The organism is Bartonella sp. 1-1C, from assembly GCF_002810325.1.
Classification (GTDB): domain Bacteria; phylum Pseudomonadota; class Alphaproteobacteria; order Rhizobiales; family Rhizobiaceae; genus Bartonella; species Bartonella rochalimae.
This window is the reverse complement of the sequence record NZ_CP019489.1, coordinates 1,516,990-1,534,932: the sequence shown is the minus strand read 5'-3', so window position 1 is coordinate 1,534,932 and position 17,943 is coordinate 1,516,990. Positions and strand designations below refer to the sequence as shown.

The window sequence follows — 17,943 nt, the reverse complement described above, 5'->3', positions numbered from 1 at the left end:
ATGCAATCCATTGAAAATCAATAATTTTTATCAAAACCACCTTAAACAATAATGAAAAACAAATAAGCATAACTTACTTAAAATAACCAAGTATACAATTAATAATTTTGGATTGTTATTAAAAATTATACATTAGCTTTTTAAGTTTTCTTTACACTAAATTTATTTAATTTTGATTAGCAATATTATCAAAAAACTCCTTCATACGTGCAAAAAAACCATGTGATTGGGGTGAATTTTCATGATTTGAAAGCTTATCAAATTCTTGTAATAATGTGCGTTGTTCTTGAGTCAATTTTTGTGGTGTTTCAATAGTAATATGAATATAAAGATCACCTTTGGCTTGTTGACGTAACATAGGCATTCCCTTGCCTTTTAAGCGGAATTGACGCCCGTTTTGTGTACCCTCAGGAACTTTAACCCGTGCTTTAACACCATCAAGACTGGAAACCTCAAATTCACCTCCCAAAGCAGCTGTAATCATTGAAATAGGCACACGACAATGAAGATCGGCACCATCTCTCTGAAAAAATTCATGCGCTTTAATAGAAAGAAAAATATAAAGATCACCTGCAGAACCACCACCAATACCTGCATCTCCTTCACCAGAAAGACGAATACGTGTACCATCTTCAATACCTGCTGGAATATTGACATGCAATGAACGATTTTCTTCAACTCTTCTTGTCCCATGACACTTTAAACACGGATCGGTAATAATTTCGCCACGACCATGACAAACTGGACATGTCCGTTCAATAGAAAAAAAGCCTTGTGCAGCACGTACGCGCCCAGCTCCATGACAAGTCCCACAAGTTGTTGGTTTAGAACCTTTTTTTGTACCTAATCCTTCACAAGCATCACAAACAATAGAACTTGGAATATTAATCTGCGCAGTTTTTCCCGTAAAAGCCTCTTCCAATGTCACTTCCATATTATAGCTTAAATCAGCTCCACGTTCACGGCCATCACTACGTTTACGATTCCCACCTCCCATAATTTCGCCAAAAAAGTCTTCGAAAATATCAGCGAATCCACCACTAAATGGATGAGATCCTTCGCGACTATTATTTTCAAAAGCGGCATGACCAAATCGATCATAAGCAGCTCGTTTTTGAGGATCTTTAAGAATTTCATAGGCTTCAACAATTTCTTTAAATTTCCGTTCCGCCTCTTTATCCCCCGCATTACGATCCGGATGATACTGCATCGCTAACTTACGAAAAGCAGATTTCAGTTTTTTATCATCACACCCACGGGTTACGCCAAGAATTTCATAATAATCAACCTTCATCATGTATTCCCGATAAATTTTTTGTTATTCATTCTAGATAACACTTGTTTTAATTTAGTTTTTTGAAAAACATAGAAAAAACTGCAACTAAACAATAAAGCCCAGCCTTATATCTCACAGGCCGGGTTATTAATTCACCAATGCATTTGCTTTAACTATTTCTTCTTATCATTAATTTCTTCAAAATCAGCATCAACAACATCATCATCATTTTTCGTATCTGATTCAGCATTAGTCTTAGCTGACGAATCTTCATACATAGCCTGCCCAAGTTTCATACTAACTTCTGCTAATTTTTGCATTTTTGTTGTGACTTCTTCAGCATCATTACTCTCAAGAGCTGTTTTCAAATCAGCTATCGCTGTTTCAATTTGACCTTTATCTTCAGCTGATAACTTATCACCATACTCATTCAATGACTTCTCAGTTGAATGGACAAGAGACTCTGCTTGATTTCTAGTTTCAACATTTTCACGACGTTTTTTATCTTCAGCAGCATGTGCTTCTGCATCCTGAACCATCTTTTCTATATCAGCATCACTTAAACCACCCGATGCTTGAATACGAATCTGATGTTCCTTACCAGTTCCCTTATCCTTAGCAGAAACATTTACAATACCATTCGCATCAATATCAAAAGTAACCTCAATCTGAGGAACGCCACGTGGTGCTGGCGGAATACCAACAAGATCAAACTGAGCTAATAACTTATTATCATTAGCCATTTCACGTTCACCCTGAAAAACACGAATAGTTACAGCATTCTGATTATCATCAGCCGTTGAAAAAGTTTGCGACTTTTTAGTAGGAATAGTAGTGTTACGTTCAATTAAACGCGTAAATACTCCACCCAATGTTTCAATACCTAAAGACAAAGGTGTTACGTCCAGAAGCAATACATCTTTTACATCACCTTGCAACACTCCCCCTTGAATAGCTGCACCCATAGCGACAACTTCATCAGGATTAACACCTTTATGTGGATCTTTACCGAAGAAGTTTTGTACAACTTCCTGTATCTTAGGCATACGGGTCATACCACCCACTAAAACAACTTCATCAATCTCACTTGCGCTCAATCCTGCATCTTTTAATGCTGCTTTACACGGTTCAATAGTTCGCTGGACTAAATCTTCAACTAAAGATTCAAACTTTGCTCGTGTTAATTTCATCGTTAAATGCTTAGGACCAGACTGATCAGCTGTAATAAACGGTAAATTAACTTCAGTCTGTTGTGAAGAAGAAAGCTCTATCTTCGCTTTTTCTGCAGCTTCCTTCAAACGCTGCAACGCTAGTTTATCATTTTTTAGATCAATCCCTTGCTCTTTCTTGAATTCCTCTGCAAAATAACTAACTAGACGCATATCAAAGTCTTCACCACCTAAGAATGTATCTCCGTTGGTTGATTTAACTTCAAAAACACCATCTCCAATTTCAAGAACAGAAATATCAAATGTACCACCACCAAGATCGTACACAGCTATCGTTTTTCCATCTTTCTTATCTAAACCATAAGCTAAAGCCGCTGCTGTAGGCTCATTAATAATCCGTAAAACCTCAAGCCCAGCAATTTTACCAGCATCTTTAGTAGCTTGGCGCTGTGCATCATTAAAGTAAGCAGGGACAGTAATGACAGCTTGCTCAACCTTTTCACCCAAATAAGACTCGGCAGTTTCTTTCATCTTTTGCAAAATCATTGCTGAAATTTGTGATGGAGAATATTTTTTACCTGCTTCCTCAACCCATGCATCACCATTGTCACCTTTAACAATTTTATAAGGTACAAGCGCTTTATCTTTTTCAACCATAGGATCATCAAAACGACGCCCAATCAAACGTTTAACTGCAAAAACTGTCCCTTCAGGATTTGTAACCGCTTGCCGTTTAGCAGGTTGTCCAACAAGCCGTTCTCCACTATCAGTGAAAGCAACAACTGAAGGTGTTGTCCGCGCTCCTTCTGAGTTTTCAATAACCTTTGAATTCGTGCCATCCATAACAGAAACACAGGAGTTAGTTGTCCCCAAATCAATACCAATTACTTTTGCCATATTTTAATCTCCACTCAGCAAGCTGTCTAAATCTTTATCAAGCAATCTTTATCAAGCATTTTTCTTCGACAGCTCCTTATCACGTTCTATATCTTACATTAATTTTAAATTAAACAAATAATAAATTGAGAATCATAACAAGCTTGTTTCTTGGTATATAAGAATATCTCTTGATCCCTACAAGAGAATAACGAAAGAAACATCACTAAAATAAAAATTTACCCTTAATATCTTCATTTCAAAACCATTTTTACAGCATAAAATTAAGTAGAATACTGTATTCCTCTTACAAATCTTATAAAAACATGAATTTATAATAAAATTATCAAGGATAGAATTAATTTTTAGCTTTTTCTTTTGCTTCTCATAGCTATACAAAATATCAAGTAAATATTCTTTACAAAAAATAATTCATCACAAATTATTATATATAACCATATGTAATTATAATGTGATCTATATTGAGACAAAGCGTTTTCTGATTTAATTATATTATTAAAGGCATTTTTTAAAATTTGCAGAAATATAAAATTAAATCGTTTGTCTTTATGATATCTTATAATTATTTTTAGTTGTTTAACCAATATGTATATACTTTTTCGCTCTCCCATAAATCAATATAATGTAAATAACACTCCCCTTTATTTTGAACAAAGTTCTTGCTCTAAATAAAGTAAAGCATTTATATAAAAAGAAGATAAAAAAGAGGACCAAATAATCATGACTCTTATTACCAAAAGAATAAAAGATTTCTTTATATATAACACCACTGTAAAATACTTAAACAAAAATAATATTCTGAATCTCTTGTGTGGTTTTATTTTTATAACTTTTCCCTCAGCTACAAACGCCCACCAATACAAACTCGGTAATTTAGAAATCATTGACCCTTGGACACGTACAACAGCTAAAAATGCAAAAGTTGGCAGTGGTTATCTTTACATTATCAATCATAGCGATACTCCTGACCGGTTGATTGCTATTTCAACGAATAGAGCAAAAGAAACAGAAATTCATTCTATGTCAGTAACTAATAATATTATGCAAATGAAAAAGATACCAAACGGCATTGAAATTCCAGGAAAAGGTGAAATCACCCTTAAACCTGGCGGTAATCACATTATGTTTATAGGACTTTCAAAACCATTTCAACACAATGAAAAAATTAATGCAAAATTAATTTTTGAAAAAGCAGGAATAATCGAAGTTGACTTTTTGGTCAAAACAACAGGAGCAACATTTCCTTCTAAATAAGTTTTTTCGTAATTATTTAATTTGATTATGTTAAAATTTCCAATATTTCACTTTCTTATAAGAAGATATATACTTTTGTAAAAAAGTCCTATTATCTTTCATTTATCACTGTAAACGAAAACAACACTTTGCAAATAATCATTCGTTATCTCTCTTTTTAATCTTAATATTCCTTTTTCTATCTCAAGTTTAAATTTATCAAATGTGCCTTCACAATTGTTTCCTTTTTCGCAAAAAGTGCGCTTTTTTGATATTATTATAAACTATTATTTTAAATAACAGATAGATAAATTGAATAAACTTACTCTGTTTTTTTAGGCAAAAACAGAGTAAAATTTGATAAAAAACATCTTAATAAAAATTTTATATCGAGAAAAGGGATCTTAATACGCACACAAGCATTACAAAATTGTAAAGAAAATATCTTTTGCTACAAAACAAAAGGTTCTTGTCTTTACTACAATTTGTTCCATATTTGTTTTGCAAATAAAATGTGAACTCCCATATATATAATATGAAAGGTTCGCTTCTATAGTGAGAAAGGTTTAAGAAACCATGAAGGATACTCCAACCGTCACCCAAACGATTGTACTGGTTGACGATGATTGTAATATTTTAACATCTTTATCTTTTGCCCTTGAAACAGAAGGTTATCGGGTTGAAAGTTATACAGATGGATCAGCTGCACTTAAAAACTTAACAATTCACCCTCCACATTTAGCTATTTTTGATATTAAAATGCCACGAATGGATGGTATGGAACTTTTGCGTCGTTTGCGTCAAAAATCTGATCTTCCAGTTATTTTTCTAACCTCTAAAGACGATGAAATTGATGAACTTTTTGGCCTCAAGATGGGAGCTGATGATTTCATTACAAAACCTTTTTCTCAACGTCTTCTCATTGAGCGAGTAAAAGCTGTTTTGCGTCGTTCCAATGCTCGCAATCAACCACTTCCGATAGGCACAACACCAGCTTCTTCTCTCAAACGTGGTGATCTTGTTATGGATCAAGAACGCCATATCTGTACATGGAAAAACAAACCTGTTATATTAACAGTTACAGAGTTTTTAATTCTGCAAACTTTAGCGCAACGGCCAGGAGTTGTTAAAAGTCGCGATGCTTTAATGGATGCTGTTTATAACGATCAAATTTATGTAGATGATCGTACTATTGATAGTCACATTAAGCGTTTGCGTAAAAAATTTAAACAAGTAGATAATGATTTTGCAATGATTGAAACGCTTTATGGTGTAGGTTACCGTTTTCATGAAGTATAAAACCATTTTGCCACAATAGGTTAAACGGCTAAGAACTCGATGAGAAAAAATACTCTACTAAATAAATCATCAAACAATACTTCTCCGATACAGCATTTTATGTTTTTTCATTTGTATTTTCAGATACAGCGGCTTTTGAGGCAATTGTTCTTTTCCAGTCTCACACGTCGTATTGTGATTTTAAATCTCGCTGCCCTTGGTATTCTAGTTACAAGTATTTTGTATCTTAACCAATTCCGTAATGGTTTGATTGAAGCAAAAATTGAAAGTTTACGCACCCAAGGAAAAATCATCGCTGGAGCTATTGCTGCTTCTGCAACAATAGACACAAACTCTATTTTAATTGACCCTCAAAAACTTTTGGAATTACAAGCTGGAGAAAGTGTTACACCAATGCTTCAATCAACTGATACTTGGGATTTTCCCATTAATTCCGAACAAGTTGCTCCACTTTTACGACGTCTTATTACACCAAAAACAACAAGAGCACGGATATATGATCGTGATGCGACTTTGCTTCTTGATTCACGTGTTCTTTATTCGAGTGGTGAAGTTTTTACCTATGATTTACCTCCTATTCAAACAAAAAAAAATTTATGGGAACACTTAAAATCATTGTTTTTTAATACACTCTATGGCAATGGTATCGCTGTTGATAGAAGACAAGCAAAAGATAATGAAACTCTTCATCCTGAAGTTTATCTAGCATTAAATGGCTCTTCTGCTACTGCTAAACGACGTAACAGGCAAGGTCAACTAATTGTTTCAGTTGCTGTACCTGTTCAACGTTATCGTGCAGTCGTTGGTGCTCTTTTGCTTTCAACTATTGGTACAGACATTGATGATATTGTAGAAAGTGAAAGATTAGGAATTTTTAAAATCTTTGCCGTTGTTGGAAGTGTTTTTTTGGTTCTTTCTCTATTTTTAGCTCATACTATTGCGCATCCACTAAGTAAATTATCTTCCTCCGCTAATCGTGTGCGTCATGGTCGCAGTAAGAGAATAACAATTCCTGATTTTTCAAAACGTGAAGATGAAATTGGTCGTCTTTCTACCTCTATTCGTGATATGACCAACGCTCTTTATACACGCATTGAAGCCATTGAACGTTTTGCAGCCGATGTAAGTCATGAATTAAAGAATCCTCTTACCTCGCTGCGCAGTGCCGTTGAAACATTACCACTAGCTAAAAATAAAGCACAACAGACACAATTACTTGAAATTATCCAACATGACGTGCATCGTCTTGATCGTTTAATTACCGATATTTCTGACGCATCGCGATTAGATGCAGAACTTGTTCGCGAAACTGCTAAAATAGTTGATATGGGTTCATTGTTAAAAAGCCTTATTCAAGCTATTCGTGAAATCCATTGCAATAAACAAAATATTGATATTAATTTGAATATTATTCCACGAACTAATGGCAAACCTTACCTAATTGTAGGACATGAATTACGTTTAGGCCAAGTGATTTCAAATCTCATTGAAAATGCACGTTCTTTTGTACCTCGTAAAAATGGTAAAATTTGTATTACAATGAAAAATAATGCTTCAACTCTCATTTTAACTGTCGAAGACAATGGCCCAGGTATTCGTTCAGAAAATATTGAACGTATTTTTGAACGTTTCTATACTGATCGGTCAGGCAAAGATGCTTTTGGGAAACATTCAGGTCTTGGCCTTGCAATTAGTCAGCAAATCATTGAAGCTCATAATGGAACTCTCATGGCTGAAAATATTATTGATTCCAAATCTAAAAAAGAAAAAATTGGTGCTCGATTTATTATCACTCTTCCACTCACCAAATAATTTCCCTTTCAAATGAAAAAGAAAATAATAACTTTCTATATTCATCTAGGTACAAAACGAGAATAATTAATTATAAATCCTCATAAAATCAAATAACATGCAAAGACATTTTTAAATTGGAAATTAAGAAATAGGTGAAAGAGTTTAAACTCTTTATAGTACAATCAATAACTGTAGATCTCAATTAATTGAAAACCTAAGAACTTTCCCAAATAATCTTATCGTTTTTATATCTTGAACCTCAGTATAATTTTTTGCACAAAAAAGGTCTCCCAAAACAATTGAGTTGTTTTATATCCTCAAAGTCGGAATAGTTTTAAACCATTCAACGCAATACTTTATACAAATGTAGATTAAAAAATTGGCACTTCACGATAAAATTTTTCTCCAATATATTTACATCGTTTCAGATTCAACAGAAACTTCTTTTACTTCCCCCTTAGTTACGCCAACTATTGCCGGACGTAAGACACGTTCACCAATAATATAACCTGCTTGAACAACTTGCTGAACAGTATTTTCTGGCACCTCAGCATTGGGAATTTCAAACATTGCTTGATGAAAATGAGGATCAAATTTTTGTCCTTCTGGATCAATTTTTTTGACCCCATGACGCTCTAAAGCTGTCATCATTGCACGCTCGGTCATTTCAACACCTTCCACTAATGTTTTCAAACCGGAATTATTTTCACCTGCATCTTTTGGAATTGCTGCCAATGCGCGATGCAAATCGTCAGAAACAGACAACATATCACGAGCAAAATTAGCAATTGAATATGCTTTAGCATCAGCTACATCACGAGCTGTTCGACGTCGAAGATTTTCCATATCTGCTGCAAGACGTAAAATTTTATCTTTTAGCTGCTTATTTTCATCCTGCAAAATAACCAAAGGGTCAGCAGATTGAATTTCCTCTACCTCAGCATTTGGGTCACTTTCTCCCTCATGCATCTTTAAAAACTCATTAGAATCTTGTTTAAGTACATCATGATCAATTGGATTCTTCAAATCGCAATTTTCAAATGAAGCATCAGCAAATTTGTTCTTTTCATCAGACATAAAAATTCTATTCCTTCATAAAATTTATACTCCTGATATCGAAATTTTTCAAACAAAAATCAAGAGCTTTTTACTTATCGGTTAGCACAATGATCGCTCCTAAGACAACATTCAACTATGCTAACGTAATAATTGTGATACAAGTTGAGCTGTATAATCAACCATAGGGACAATCCTTGCATAATTAAGACGTGTTGGTCCAATAACACCTACAGCACCAATGACTCTTTTCTGTGTATCACAATAAGGAGCTACCACTAAAGAAGAACCAGAAAGTGAAAATAATTTATTTTCTGAACCAATAAAAATACGCACTCCTGATCCTTCATCTGCTAAATCAAGTAACTGCGCCATGCTTTCACGTGTTTCAAGGTCATCAAACAAATATCTCAGCCGCTCTAAATCTTCTCCTGCCTTCACATCTTCAAGTAAGTTGCCCCGCCCCCGAACAATAAGATGTATTTTATTATCTGAATCTTCTCCTCCCCAGAGAGCTAAACCAGTTTCAACAAGATGTTGAGACAATTGATGAAGAGCAGCTCGTGTCTCTGAGCATAAACGTGCAACTTCTGCTTTTGCTTCATTAAGTGTATATCCCTGTATATGAGCATTGAGAAAATTTGTTGCTTCTGTCAATTGTGCATGAGTCACACCTTCTGGTAACTGAATAATACGATTCTCAACATCGCCTTTTTGTGTCACTAAAACTGCAAGAGCGTGTTCTCCATCAAGACGTACAAATTCGATATGTTTCAGTGTACCTTCCTGTTTCGTTGCGAGAACCAATCCTGCTCCTCGTGAAAGATCCGAAAGAATTTGACTTGCTTGAATTAAAAAGTGTTCAACAGATTGTGCATTACTAACTTCTTTAACTTTATTTTCAATATTTTCACGTTCCTCGGTTGGTAAATCACCTACTTCCATAAATGCATCAACAAAAAATCGCAAACCTGATTGTGTTGGCATTCTCCCTGCAGACACATGGGGCGCATAAATTAAACCAAGATGCTCAAGATCACTCATTACATTGCGAATTGTTGCAGGTGATAAAGTTTGTTGTAAAAGGCGCGAAAGATTACGTGAACCGACCGGTTCACCATCATTAAGATAAGCTTCAACAATATGACAAAAAATATCACGTGAACGCTTATCAAGATTTTTTAAGGAGTCATCAAGAGATATCTTCTTCATCACAACTGTTTCACTATTTTTAAAATTCTTCACTTATTATATAAGTTTTTCAAAGATATGGTCAAATAATCTAAATACAGTGCAAAAAATATATCGATTATCTATTACAATAATACCATTATTAAATATGGATAATCACCCCAAAATAAATATAAAAATATGCAGAATTATGTCTTATGAAACTAAAAAATAATTATTTTTACAATTGTTGAACTGATTACAAATACAGCTCATTGTATTCTGAAATAAATTTTTAAAAATCATTTGAAGTTTATTCCTTACGATACATAAAATATTAATCCATGCTATAAAAATTCACAAATTAAAATTGGTATCAATTTTGTTATTTAATGAATCAATACATTGATATAAAAAATTTAAGCAACTCTAAAAATTTTAATGTTGTTGCATTGTTTCGTTGTATGTGAATTGTCAAAATCACTATTACCAATTTTTACTCTATAAATAAACACTGAGTTAAACCGAGATTATTGCCTCATTTTAGGAAACATACACATGAAAAGTATAACAATCAAAAAACTTATTATTGCTACGCATAACACCGGTAAACTCCATGAAATTACCACATTGATTGCTCCTTTTGGTATAACAACACAGTCAGTAAAAGAACTTGGCTTGCCCGAACCAAAAGAAACAGGAACAACATTTGAAGAAAATGCTTATATCAAAGCTTTTGCAGCTGCAAAAGCCACAAACCTTCCTGCTTTATCTGATGATTCTGGTATGGAAATAGATGCCTTAAATGGTGCACCCGGCATTTATACAGCTGATTGGGCACTCCAACCCGATGGTACACGTGATTTTCTAAAAGCTATGCAAAAAGTAGAAAATGAATTACAAAAAGTTGGCCCTCTTAAAAAAAATCAACGTAAAGGTCGATTTATATCGGTTATTTGCCTTGCATATCCCGATGGACATGCGGATTATTTTCGCGGTAGTGTTGAAGGTACATTCATTTGGCCACCACGGGGAAATAAAGGTTTTGGCTTTGATCCTATTTTTTTACCTGATGGATACGAAAATACCTTTGGTGAAATGTCAACAGAACAAAAACACAGTTGGAAACTTCATGGTCCAACTCCTCTTTCGCATCGCGCACGCGCCTTTAAACTCTTTGCAGAAAATCTTTTAGTTCTCTCATGACGAAACCCTTTGGAATTTATATTCATTGGCCATTTTGTATGAGCAAATGTCCTTACTGTGATTTTAATTCATATGTCCGCACAAATGGAGTAGATCAACCCCGTTTTGCAAACGCTTTTGAACGTGAAATAACAACACAAGCTAAGAAAATAGGCCCTCGCCATATTACAAGCATTTTTATTGGAGGAGGAACGCCTTCCCTTATGGCACCTCAAACTGTTGATCGTTTATTACAAGCTGTCGCAAAAAACTGGACAATCGATGACAAAGCTGAAATCACACTTGAAGCTAATCCTTCTAGTGTAGAAGCAGATCGCTTCCGTGGTTATCAGTTAGCAGGTGTTAACCGTTTATCTTTAGGTGTACAAGCACTCAATGATAAAGCATTACAACAACTTGGTCGTCTCCATAGCGTTAAGCAAGCTTTTCATGCTATTAATTTAGCACGTGAAATTTTCCCACGTTTATCTTTTGACTTAATTTACGCACGCCCCAAACAAACACTTAAACAATGGGAAACTGAACTTTTGCAAGCCATTAATTTGGCCGCAGACCATCTCTCTTTATACCAACTCACCATAGAAGATGGAACAACCTTTAAAAAGCTTCATGCAGCAGGAAAACTAATCCTACCACCCTCAGAACAAGCAGCAAATCTTTATACTCTTACCCAAGAAATAACCACTATGTATGGTCTTCCAGCCTATGAAATATCAAATCATGCGATTCCTGGCGCTGAATCGCGCCATAATCTCCTTTATTGGCGTTATCATGAATATGCAGGTTTTGGTCCAGGTGCACATGGACGTTTTATCAAGCAGTCACTAAAAAATTCCTCTTTTTTTCCAGAAACATTCCCATCTAAAATTGAAAATCATAACCGGTATGTCACAATAAACGAAAAACATCCTGAAAATTGGCTTGAATTAGTAGAAAACACAGGTCATGGCTGTATTGAAACAGAACTCTTGTCTCAAGAACAACAAGCTAATGAAATGCTGCTTATGGGCATGCGTCTTGCAGAAGGACTTGATCTAGCACGCTATAAAACTTTAAGTTGCCAAAGTTTACCACGAAAAAAACTAATCCGTTTACAAAAACAAGGATTGATTGAAATAACGGACAATCAACATTTAAAAGCCACAAAAACAGGACGCATTTTTCTTGATCATATTATTTATCAATTAGCAAACTAAAATCTCTAAAGTCTCATCTTATCATGTCACTAAAATAATCACCACTTCATTTACGCAAAAAAATCGGTGATAAAACGTTCATAAATAGAAGTTAGATTTTCTATAGCATCAAGAGTCACACATTCATCGATCATATGCATAGTTTGCCCTGGCAAACCAAATTCAACAACCGGACAATAATCTTTAATAAAGCGCGCATCTGATGTGCCACCAGAAGTCGAACACTCTGGAATATTTCCTGTTACACTTTTTATAGCATTCGACAAAATTCCAATTAATTTATCATTTTTGGTCAAGAAAACACCCCCTAAACCGTATATCCATTCAAGCTGATAATATGGTACTTGATCATTTTCAGAGTGTACAGAAGCAAGGCGCTTCTCAATTTCAGCAACGAGTGTTTCTTTTGTCCAAAGATCATTATAACGTATATTAAAGCGAATAACTGTTTGTGCTGGTATAATATTTACAGAAAAATTTCCTGTATCAATACTTGTCAATTCTAAATGGCTTGCTTGAAAATCCTTTGTTCCTTGATCCAAAGCAGTTTGTGTCAACGCTTGAATAAGCTTACTTGCTAAAGGCAATGGATTTGCTGCTCGCTCGGGAAAAGCAACATGACCTTGGCAACCTTTAATCGTAATAATACCAGAAATCGATCCTCGCCGTCCAATTTTGATCATATCACCAACAATATTGACGCTTGTTGGCTCACCCACAATAGCCGCATTCCATTTTTCACCTTTTTGTACTGCCCATTCTAAAAGCTTGACTGTACCATTTATCGCGGGACCTTCTTCATCACTGGTTATTAAAAAACTTACCATTCCCTTGAGTGTTTTTTTCTTCAAAAACCGAGCCAGCGCCGCTATAAAACAAGCAATCCCACCCTTCATATCAACAGCCCCCCGCCCATATAATTTTCCCTGACTTATTACTCCCTCAAAAGGAGGATAAGTCCAGTTTTCTAATTTACCGGGTGGTACTACATCACTATGGCCAGCAAACATAAGATGTGGGCCTTCACTGCCTATCTTTGCATAAAGATTTTCAACATCTTCTGTATTTTTATCAACAAAAATAGGACGCTCAACACAAAACCCCATTTTTTTTAAAAAGTGCTCCAAAGTCGATAAAGCACCCGCTTCATGCGGTGTAACAGAAGGGCAACGAATAAGTGTCTGTAAAATCTGAACAGGATCTGTAAGAACAAGCATAAAAGCTATTCCAATCTAAAAAGAACAATTTTTAAAAAGCTAAACTTAATTATACAAAAGATAAAGTGAAAACCTTGAATCTATAAAAACAAAACTTCGTTATTTCATCCCCCTATAGTTCAAAATATATAACAGAACACTATCCAGTAGACAAAAACAATACAAATATAAATAAAGAAGCGCATTTTTACATTAGTGAAAATTAATCCCTTGAAGTGTATGGCCATTTTTCTTTAACCAAGCTTGATAGGTTTTCCTTTCAGGACAAAGTTTTTCACAAAGAGACCAAAATCGTTTTCCATGATTCATCTCAACAAGGTGAGCTACTTCATGGGCAACAACATACTCAACAACTTCTTTTGGCGCCATAATAAGACGCCATGAAAAAGAAAGACGACCATCTGTTGAACATGATCCCCAACGACTTCTAGTGTCTTTATAACTAATTGATTTAACCTTGCGCCCTACCTTGCGTGAATAATGAACCACTAACGGTGCTATAATAATTTTAGCCTGTTTCTTCAAAACATCAGCAACGCGTCTTGGAAGATGCTCTAATCGACTATAAATAACGATTTGTGATTCTTGTCCAGCATTCCCTGTAATAATTTCAGCTACTCCACGTTCCTCTTTACGCAATATAATATGTGAAACTCCCAATATAGGAATTTGTGAACCTTCTTTGAGATGAAAGCCTTCATTGATCATTCCTCCATGATGAGCAAAACGTTTTTCAATCCAAGATCGATGACTTTCAATAAACCATTCAATCATTCTTCGCTCTACTGCAAGCGGAATGGTCAAATAAATTCTTTGCCTAGCTATATCAACACGCAAGGTAAAGCGACGTGCATTCTTGCGTTCTTTTACCCACAAAGGTATACGACGATTAGAGAGAATAAAGTCTTGTTCATACATAGTCATATATGATGTCTCTTAATAATCAATAAACATAAACTTTATTCAGAATTGATTCGATCAATCAAAGATACCAACGCCTTTTCAAGACAATTCAAATCTTGGGGACGTGAAAATTGGTGATCCGCATCACGCACAAGCGTTAATGATACATCATGCAAAGGCAAATAATCAAGTAAAGTTAATGTATGTTGATAAGGTATCTTGTCATCTTTCATCCCCTGCAGAATATGAATTGGACATCCAACATCTATGCATTCTTTCATAACACTGTTGTTTCGCCCATCTTCAATGAATGCCTTTGTAAAAAGTAATGGTTCAAAACCATCGGCCAAAGGTCGCTCACAATAGCCTTTTTCCTCAAGCATTTTCCATTCTTCTGCGCTTAAAGAAGGTTCCACCAAAGTCTGTGTAAAATCAGGAGCAGGTGCAATTAAGATCATCCCAACAGGCGCTTTGTTTTTTTGCGCAAGTATCATAGCGAGCCTTATAGCAATCCATCCCCCCATAGAAGACCCAATCAAAATTTGTGGACCTTCACAATAAGCTTCAATAATAGCTAAACTCTCTCTAACCCAGCGCGAAATCGTTCCTTGAAAAAAATCTCCTTCCGACTCTCCATGACCAGAATAATCAAAACGTAAACAAGAAAAATCATTTTTTTTAGCAAAACTATCAACTACCGTCGCCTTACTCCCTAACATATCAGATCGATAACCAGGCAACCAAATCAAACCGAGGGAGCGCTTTCCTTTGTGAGGACGAACAGCAAGAATCGTATTTTCAAATGAAAAAAATTGACAAGGAATATTTTGATCCATTATCATCCTTTCTCCAGAAAGTTTTCTTTTTACAAAAGAAAATCACTGTATTTTAAAATAATATAACAAATGATCCTTACAATGATAATGAAAAAAGCACGAATTTTTATTGTTTTTCTCTCTGCATATTGTATACTGTCGTGTTAAGAATTAATTGATATTAAGGAGCATAGACCATTCGTCGACCATTTAAAATAACCTCTACCCCAAAAGATGGGTTGCGTTCAAATCACGATATTCGCGTGCCTCGTGTCCAATTAATTAATGATGAAGGACAACATCAAGGAATTGTTACAACACAAGAAGCGCTCTCTATGGCAGCAGATGCTGGGCTTGATTTAGTTGAGATTGTGCCAAATGCAGAGCCTCCTGTCTGTAAAATTATTGATTTAGGTAAACTAAAATATCAAAATCAAAAAAAGGCTGCAGAAACGCGTAAAAAGCAAAAAATTATCGAAATTAAAGAAATTAAAATGAGACCTAATGTTGATATTCATGATTATGAGGTCAAATTAAAAGCAATCCGTCGTTTTATTGATAATGGAGACAAAGTGAAAATTACTTTACGTTTTCGTGGTCGTGAAATGGCGCACCAGGATCTTGGAATAAAGCTTCTTCAGCGGGTGAAAGAGAATACAAGCGAAATTGCCAAAATCGAATCTGAACCAAAGTTTGAAGGTCGTCAAATTATGATGGTAATAGCACCTAAATAATTTTTAATGACAATTTCGATCCTATAAAGCTTATTTAAAGTGTGTAAATGCAATTTTTTATGTTGCTGAGATATTGTATTATACTTTTTAATAAGAAATTAATGATTTCTGTAGACAAAAGATTATTTATCAGAAGCTTTCCACCTCATCCTATAAAGGATGATTTGATCTTGCACAAAAAAATGATAGAAATGCTGCATGGCCAAAACACAAATATCCTCTTCTGATAAACGTCTTATCATTCGGCTTTTAAAAGAAAATTTTCATAAACATGTGTGCTGGTATGGTATTGCCATTGTTTCAATGATCATTATTTCCTTTACCACTGTCATCAGTGCATGGATTATGCGCGATGTTGTCAATCATATTATTGATGGACAAAATTTTAATATGATTGTTTTTATTTCCAGTATTATTGCTTTTATTTTCATTCTTAAGGGGATTGCAACTTTTACTCAAACTTATTTTTTAAGCAAAGCAGGCAATAGTATTGTTGCTGAACAACAACGTAAAATTTATACACGCCTCATGAAACAAGGTGTCTCTTTTTATCACAATAATACTTCATCCGATCTTCTTGTCCGCTTAACCCACAGTGCAACAGCAGCACGCAATATTATTGATATTATTATCACAACATTTGTGCGTGATTTACTTTCCGTTATTGGTCTTTTGTTTGTTATGCTTATTCAAAATTTTACATTAATTGCCATTACCTTAATAGTAGGTCCATTAGCATTTTTAGGAATTCGAATAGCCTTAAAACATATTCGCACTCTTATGGAAAAAGAGCTTCTTTCACTCGGAGAAATTATAAAAATCGTACAAGAAACAACGATTGGTATTCATGTAATAAAAGCTTTTTCACTCGAAAAATTGATGCAAAAACGCATGAATAAAGCCATTTATGATGTTGAACAACAAGCAAATAGTATCGCAATGCTTGAAGCTGCTACAAATCCAATTATGGAAACACTCGCTGGCATTGCAATTGCAGGTGTTATCTGTTTTTCCGGCTACCTTGCAAGTCAACGGACAGGCGTTCAAGGTGAATTAATGTCCTTTATTGTTGCTTTACTTTTAGCCTATGAACCAGCCAAAAGATTAGCAAATGTGCGTGTTAAAATTGAATCTGGTCTGGTTAGTATCCGTACAATGTTTGAAATACTCGATCATCCTCTCACAGTTATGGAGCATAAAGAAGCTAAGGATCTTAATAAAAAACAAAATTCCATACGCTTTGAACATGTTTCTTTTGCTTATACTGATGATCAGATGGTGTTAAACGATATTAATCTAGAAATTGAAGCAGGTAAAATGACAGCATTAGTAGGACCATCCGGTTCAGGAAAATCGACTTTTATTGGCCTTCTTATGCGCCTTTATGATCCTACTCAAGGACGTATATTGATCAATGATCAAGATATTCGCTACATCACATTTCGTTCCCTTAGAAATCTTATGGCCTATGTAGGACAAGATACTTTTCTATTCCAAGGAAGTGTTAAATATAATATCGGACTTGGAAAAGAAGGAGCAAGTGATAACGATATTATTAAAGCAGCAAAAGCAGCCAATGCTCATGACTTTATTATAGATTTACCTAACGGTTATGATACCCAAGTTGGGGATAATGGCAATAATCTGTCAGGTGGGCAAAAACAACGTATTGCCATTGCTCGTGCCATGCTTCATGACAGTGAAATCTTGCTTCTTGATGAAGCAACAAGCGCGTTAGATTCACATACTGAAGCGCAAATCAATGAAGCTCTCGATCACCTTACACAAGGACGTACCACTATTGTTATTGCTCATCGTCTTTCAACGATTGCCCGTGCTCATAAAATTATTGTGATCCAAAATGGGCGTCTTATTGAACAAGGAACCCAACAAGAGTTACTAGCAAAAAAAGAAGGCGTTTATAAAAAACTTCACCATATCCAATTTAAAGAACAGAACCTTTAAATAATAGATTTTA

The 17,943-nt window shown here is 34.9% G+C and carries 14 protein-coding genes; 7 read left to right on the top strand and 7 right to left on the bottom strand.

All coding sequences use genetic code 11. The annotated features are described in order from the left end of the window. Window positions 1-166 precede the first annotated feature (166 nt). Together dnaJ and dnaK are read right to left on the bottom strand one after the other, a co-directional pair. On the bottom strand, window positions 167-1,294 hold the full coding sequence (gene dnaJ, locus B11cv2_RS06795) for a molecular chaperone DnaJ (protein WP_100693871.1): 1,128 nt from the start codon (window positions 1,292-1,294) through the stop codon (window positions 167-169). 155 nt (window positions 1,295-1,449) lie between these two features. After that, entirely contained in the window at window positions 1,450-3,342 is a 1,893-nt protein-coding gene (dnaK, locus tag B11cv2_RS06790) for a molecular chaperone DnaK (protein ID WP_100693870.1), read from the bottom strand. Between the two features lie 717 nt (window positions 3,343-4,059). Between dnaK and B11cv2_RS06780 the strand changes: the two genes are divergently transcribed. The 3 genes from B11cv2_RS06780 (at window position 4,060) to B11cv2_RS06770 (ending at window position 7,686) form a co-directional block, all read left to right on the top strand. After that, a complete protein-coding gene (locus tag B11cv2_RS06780; RefSeq protein WP_371410327.1) occupies window positions 4,060-4,596 on the top strand; it encodes a copper chaperone PCu(A)C in 537 nt (178 codons plus the stop codon). 555 nt (window positions 4,597-5,151) lie between these two features. Continuing rightward, the gene (locus B11cv2_RS06775) at window positions 5,152-5,874 is read left to right on the top strand and encodes a response regulator transcription factor (protein ID WP_100693867.1); all 723 of its coding nucleotides are present in this window, start codon (window positions 5,152-5,154) and stop codon (window positions 5,872-5,874) included. Between the two features lie 39 nt (window positions 5,875-5,913). Then, window positions 5,914-7,686 (top strand): sensor histidine kinase, encoded by a 1,773-nt coding sequence (locus B11cv2_RS06770; protein WP_100693866.1) that lies wholly within the window; start codon window positions 5,914-5,916, stop codon window positions 7,684-7,686. Window positions 7,687-8,082: 396 nt separating this feature from the next. Here the strand turns inward: B11cv2_RS06770 and grpE are convergent, their stop codons facing one another. Next, on the bottom strand, window positions 8,083-8,745 hold the full coding sequence (gene grpE, locus B11cv2_RS06765; RefSeq protein ID WP_100693865.1) for a nucleotide exchange factor GrpE: 663 nt from the start codon (window positions 8,743-8,745) through the stop codon (window positions 8,083-8,085). 120 nt (window positions 8,746-8,865) lie between these two features. Further along, a complete protein-coding gene (gene hrcA, locus B11cv2_RS06760; protein WP_100693864.1) occupies window positions 8,866-9,936 on the bottom strand; it encodes a heat-inducible transcriptional repressor HrcA in 1,071 nt (356 codons plus the stop codon). 516 nt (window positions 9,937-10,452) lie between these two features. Between hrcA and rdgB the strand changes: the two genes are divergently transcribed. Together rdgB and hemW are read left to right on the top strand one after the other, a co-directional pair. Further along, window positions 10,453-11,100 carry an RdgB/HAM1 family non-canonical purine NTP pyrophosphatase gene (gene rdgB, locus B11cv2_RS06755; protein ID WP_100693863.1) on the top strand — a complete coding sequence of 216 codons (648 nt, stop codon included), beginning with the start codon at window positions 10,453-10,455 and terminating at the stop codon, window positions 11,098-11,100. Then, a complete protein-coding gene (hemW, locus tag B11cv2_RS06750; RefSeq protein ID WP_100693862.1) occupies window positions 11,097-12,296 on the top strand; it encodes a radical SAM family heme chaperone HemW in 1,200 nt (399 codons plus the stop codon). The genes rdgB and hemW overlap by 4 nt, the downstream gene beginning before the upstream one ends. A 50-nt stretch (window positions 12,297-12,346) precedes the next feature. Here hemW and dapE read toward each other — a convergent pair whose 3' ends face one another. The 3 genes from dapE to B11cv2_RS06735 all read right to left on the bottom strand — a co-directional run bounded on the left by dapE (window position 12,347) and on the right by B11cv2_RS06735 (window position 15,252). Further along, window positions 12,347-13,513 carry a succinyl-diaminopimelate desuccinylase gene (gene dapE / locus B11cv2_RS06745; RefSeq protein WP_100693861.1) on the bottom strand — a complete coding sequence of 389 codons (1,167 nt, stop codon included), beginning with the start codon at window positions 13,511-13,513 and terminating at the stop codon, window positions 12,347-12,349. 192 nt (window positions 13,514-13,705) lie between these two features. After that, complete coding sequence (locus tag B11cv2_RS06740; RefSeq protein ID WP_100693860.1) at window positions 13,706-14,437, bottom strand: M48 family metallopeptidase; 732 nt, start codon at window positions 14,435-14,437, stop codon at window positions 13,706-13,708. Between the two features lie 35 nt (window positions 14,438-14,472). Further along, on the bottom strand, window positions 14,473-15,252 hold the full coding sequence (locus B11cv2_RS06735) for a carboxylesterase (RefSeq protein ID WP_100693859.1): 780 nt from the start codon (window positions 15,250-15,252) through the stop codon (window positions 14,473-14,475). Between the two features lie 194 nt (window positions 15,253-15,446). Here B11cv2_RS06735 and infC point away from each other — a divergent pair, with 194 nt between their 5' ends. Then, a complete protein-coding gene (infC, locus tag B11cv2_RS06730) occupies window positions 15,447-15,965 on the top strand; it encodes a translation initiation factor IF-3 (protein WP_100693858.1) in 519 nt (172 codons plus the stop codon). Between the two features lie 198 nt (window positions 15,966-16,163). Beyond that, window positions 16,164-17,930, top strand: coding sequence for an ABC transporter ATP-binding protein (locus tag B11cv2_RS06725; RefSeq protein WP_100693857.1), 1,767 nt, complete (start codon window positions 16,164-16,166; stop codon window positions 17,928-17,930). The last annotated feature ends 13 nt before the right edge of the window (window positions 17,931-17,943 follow it).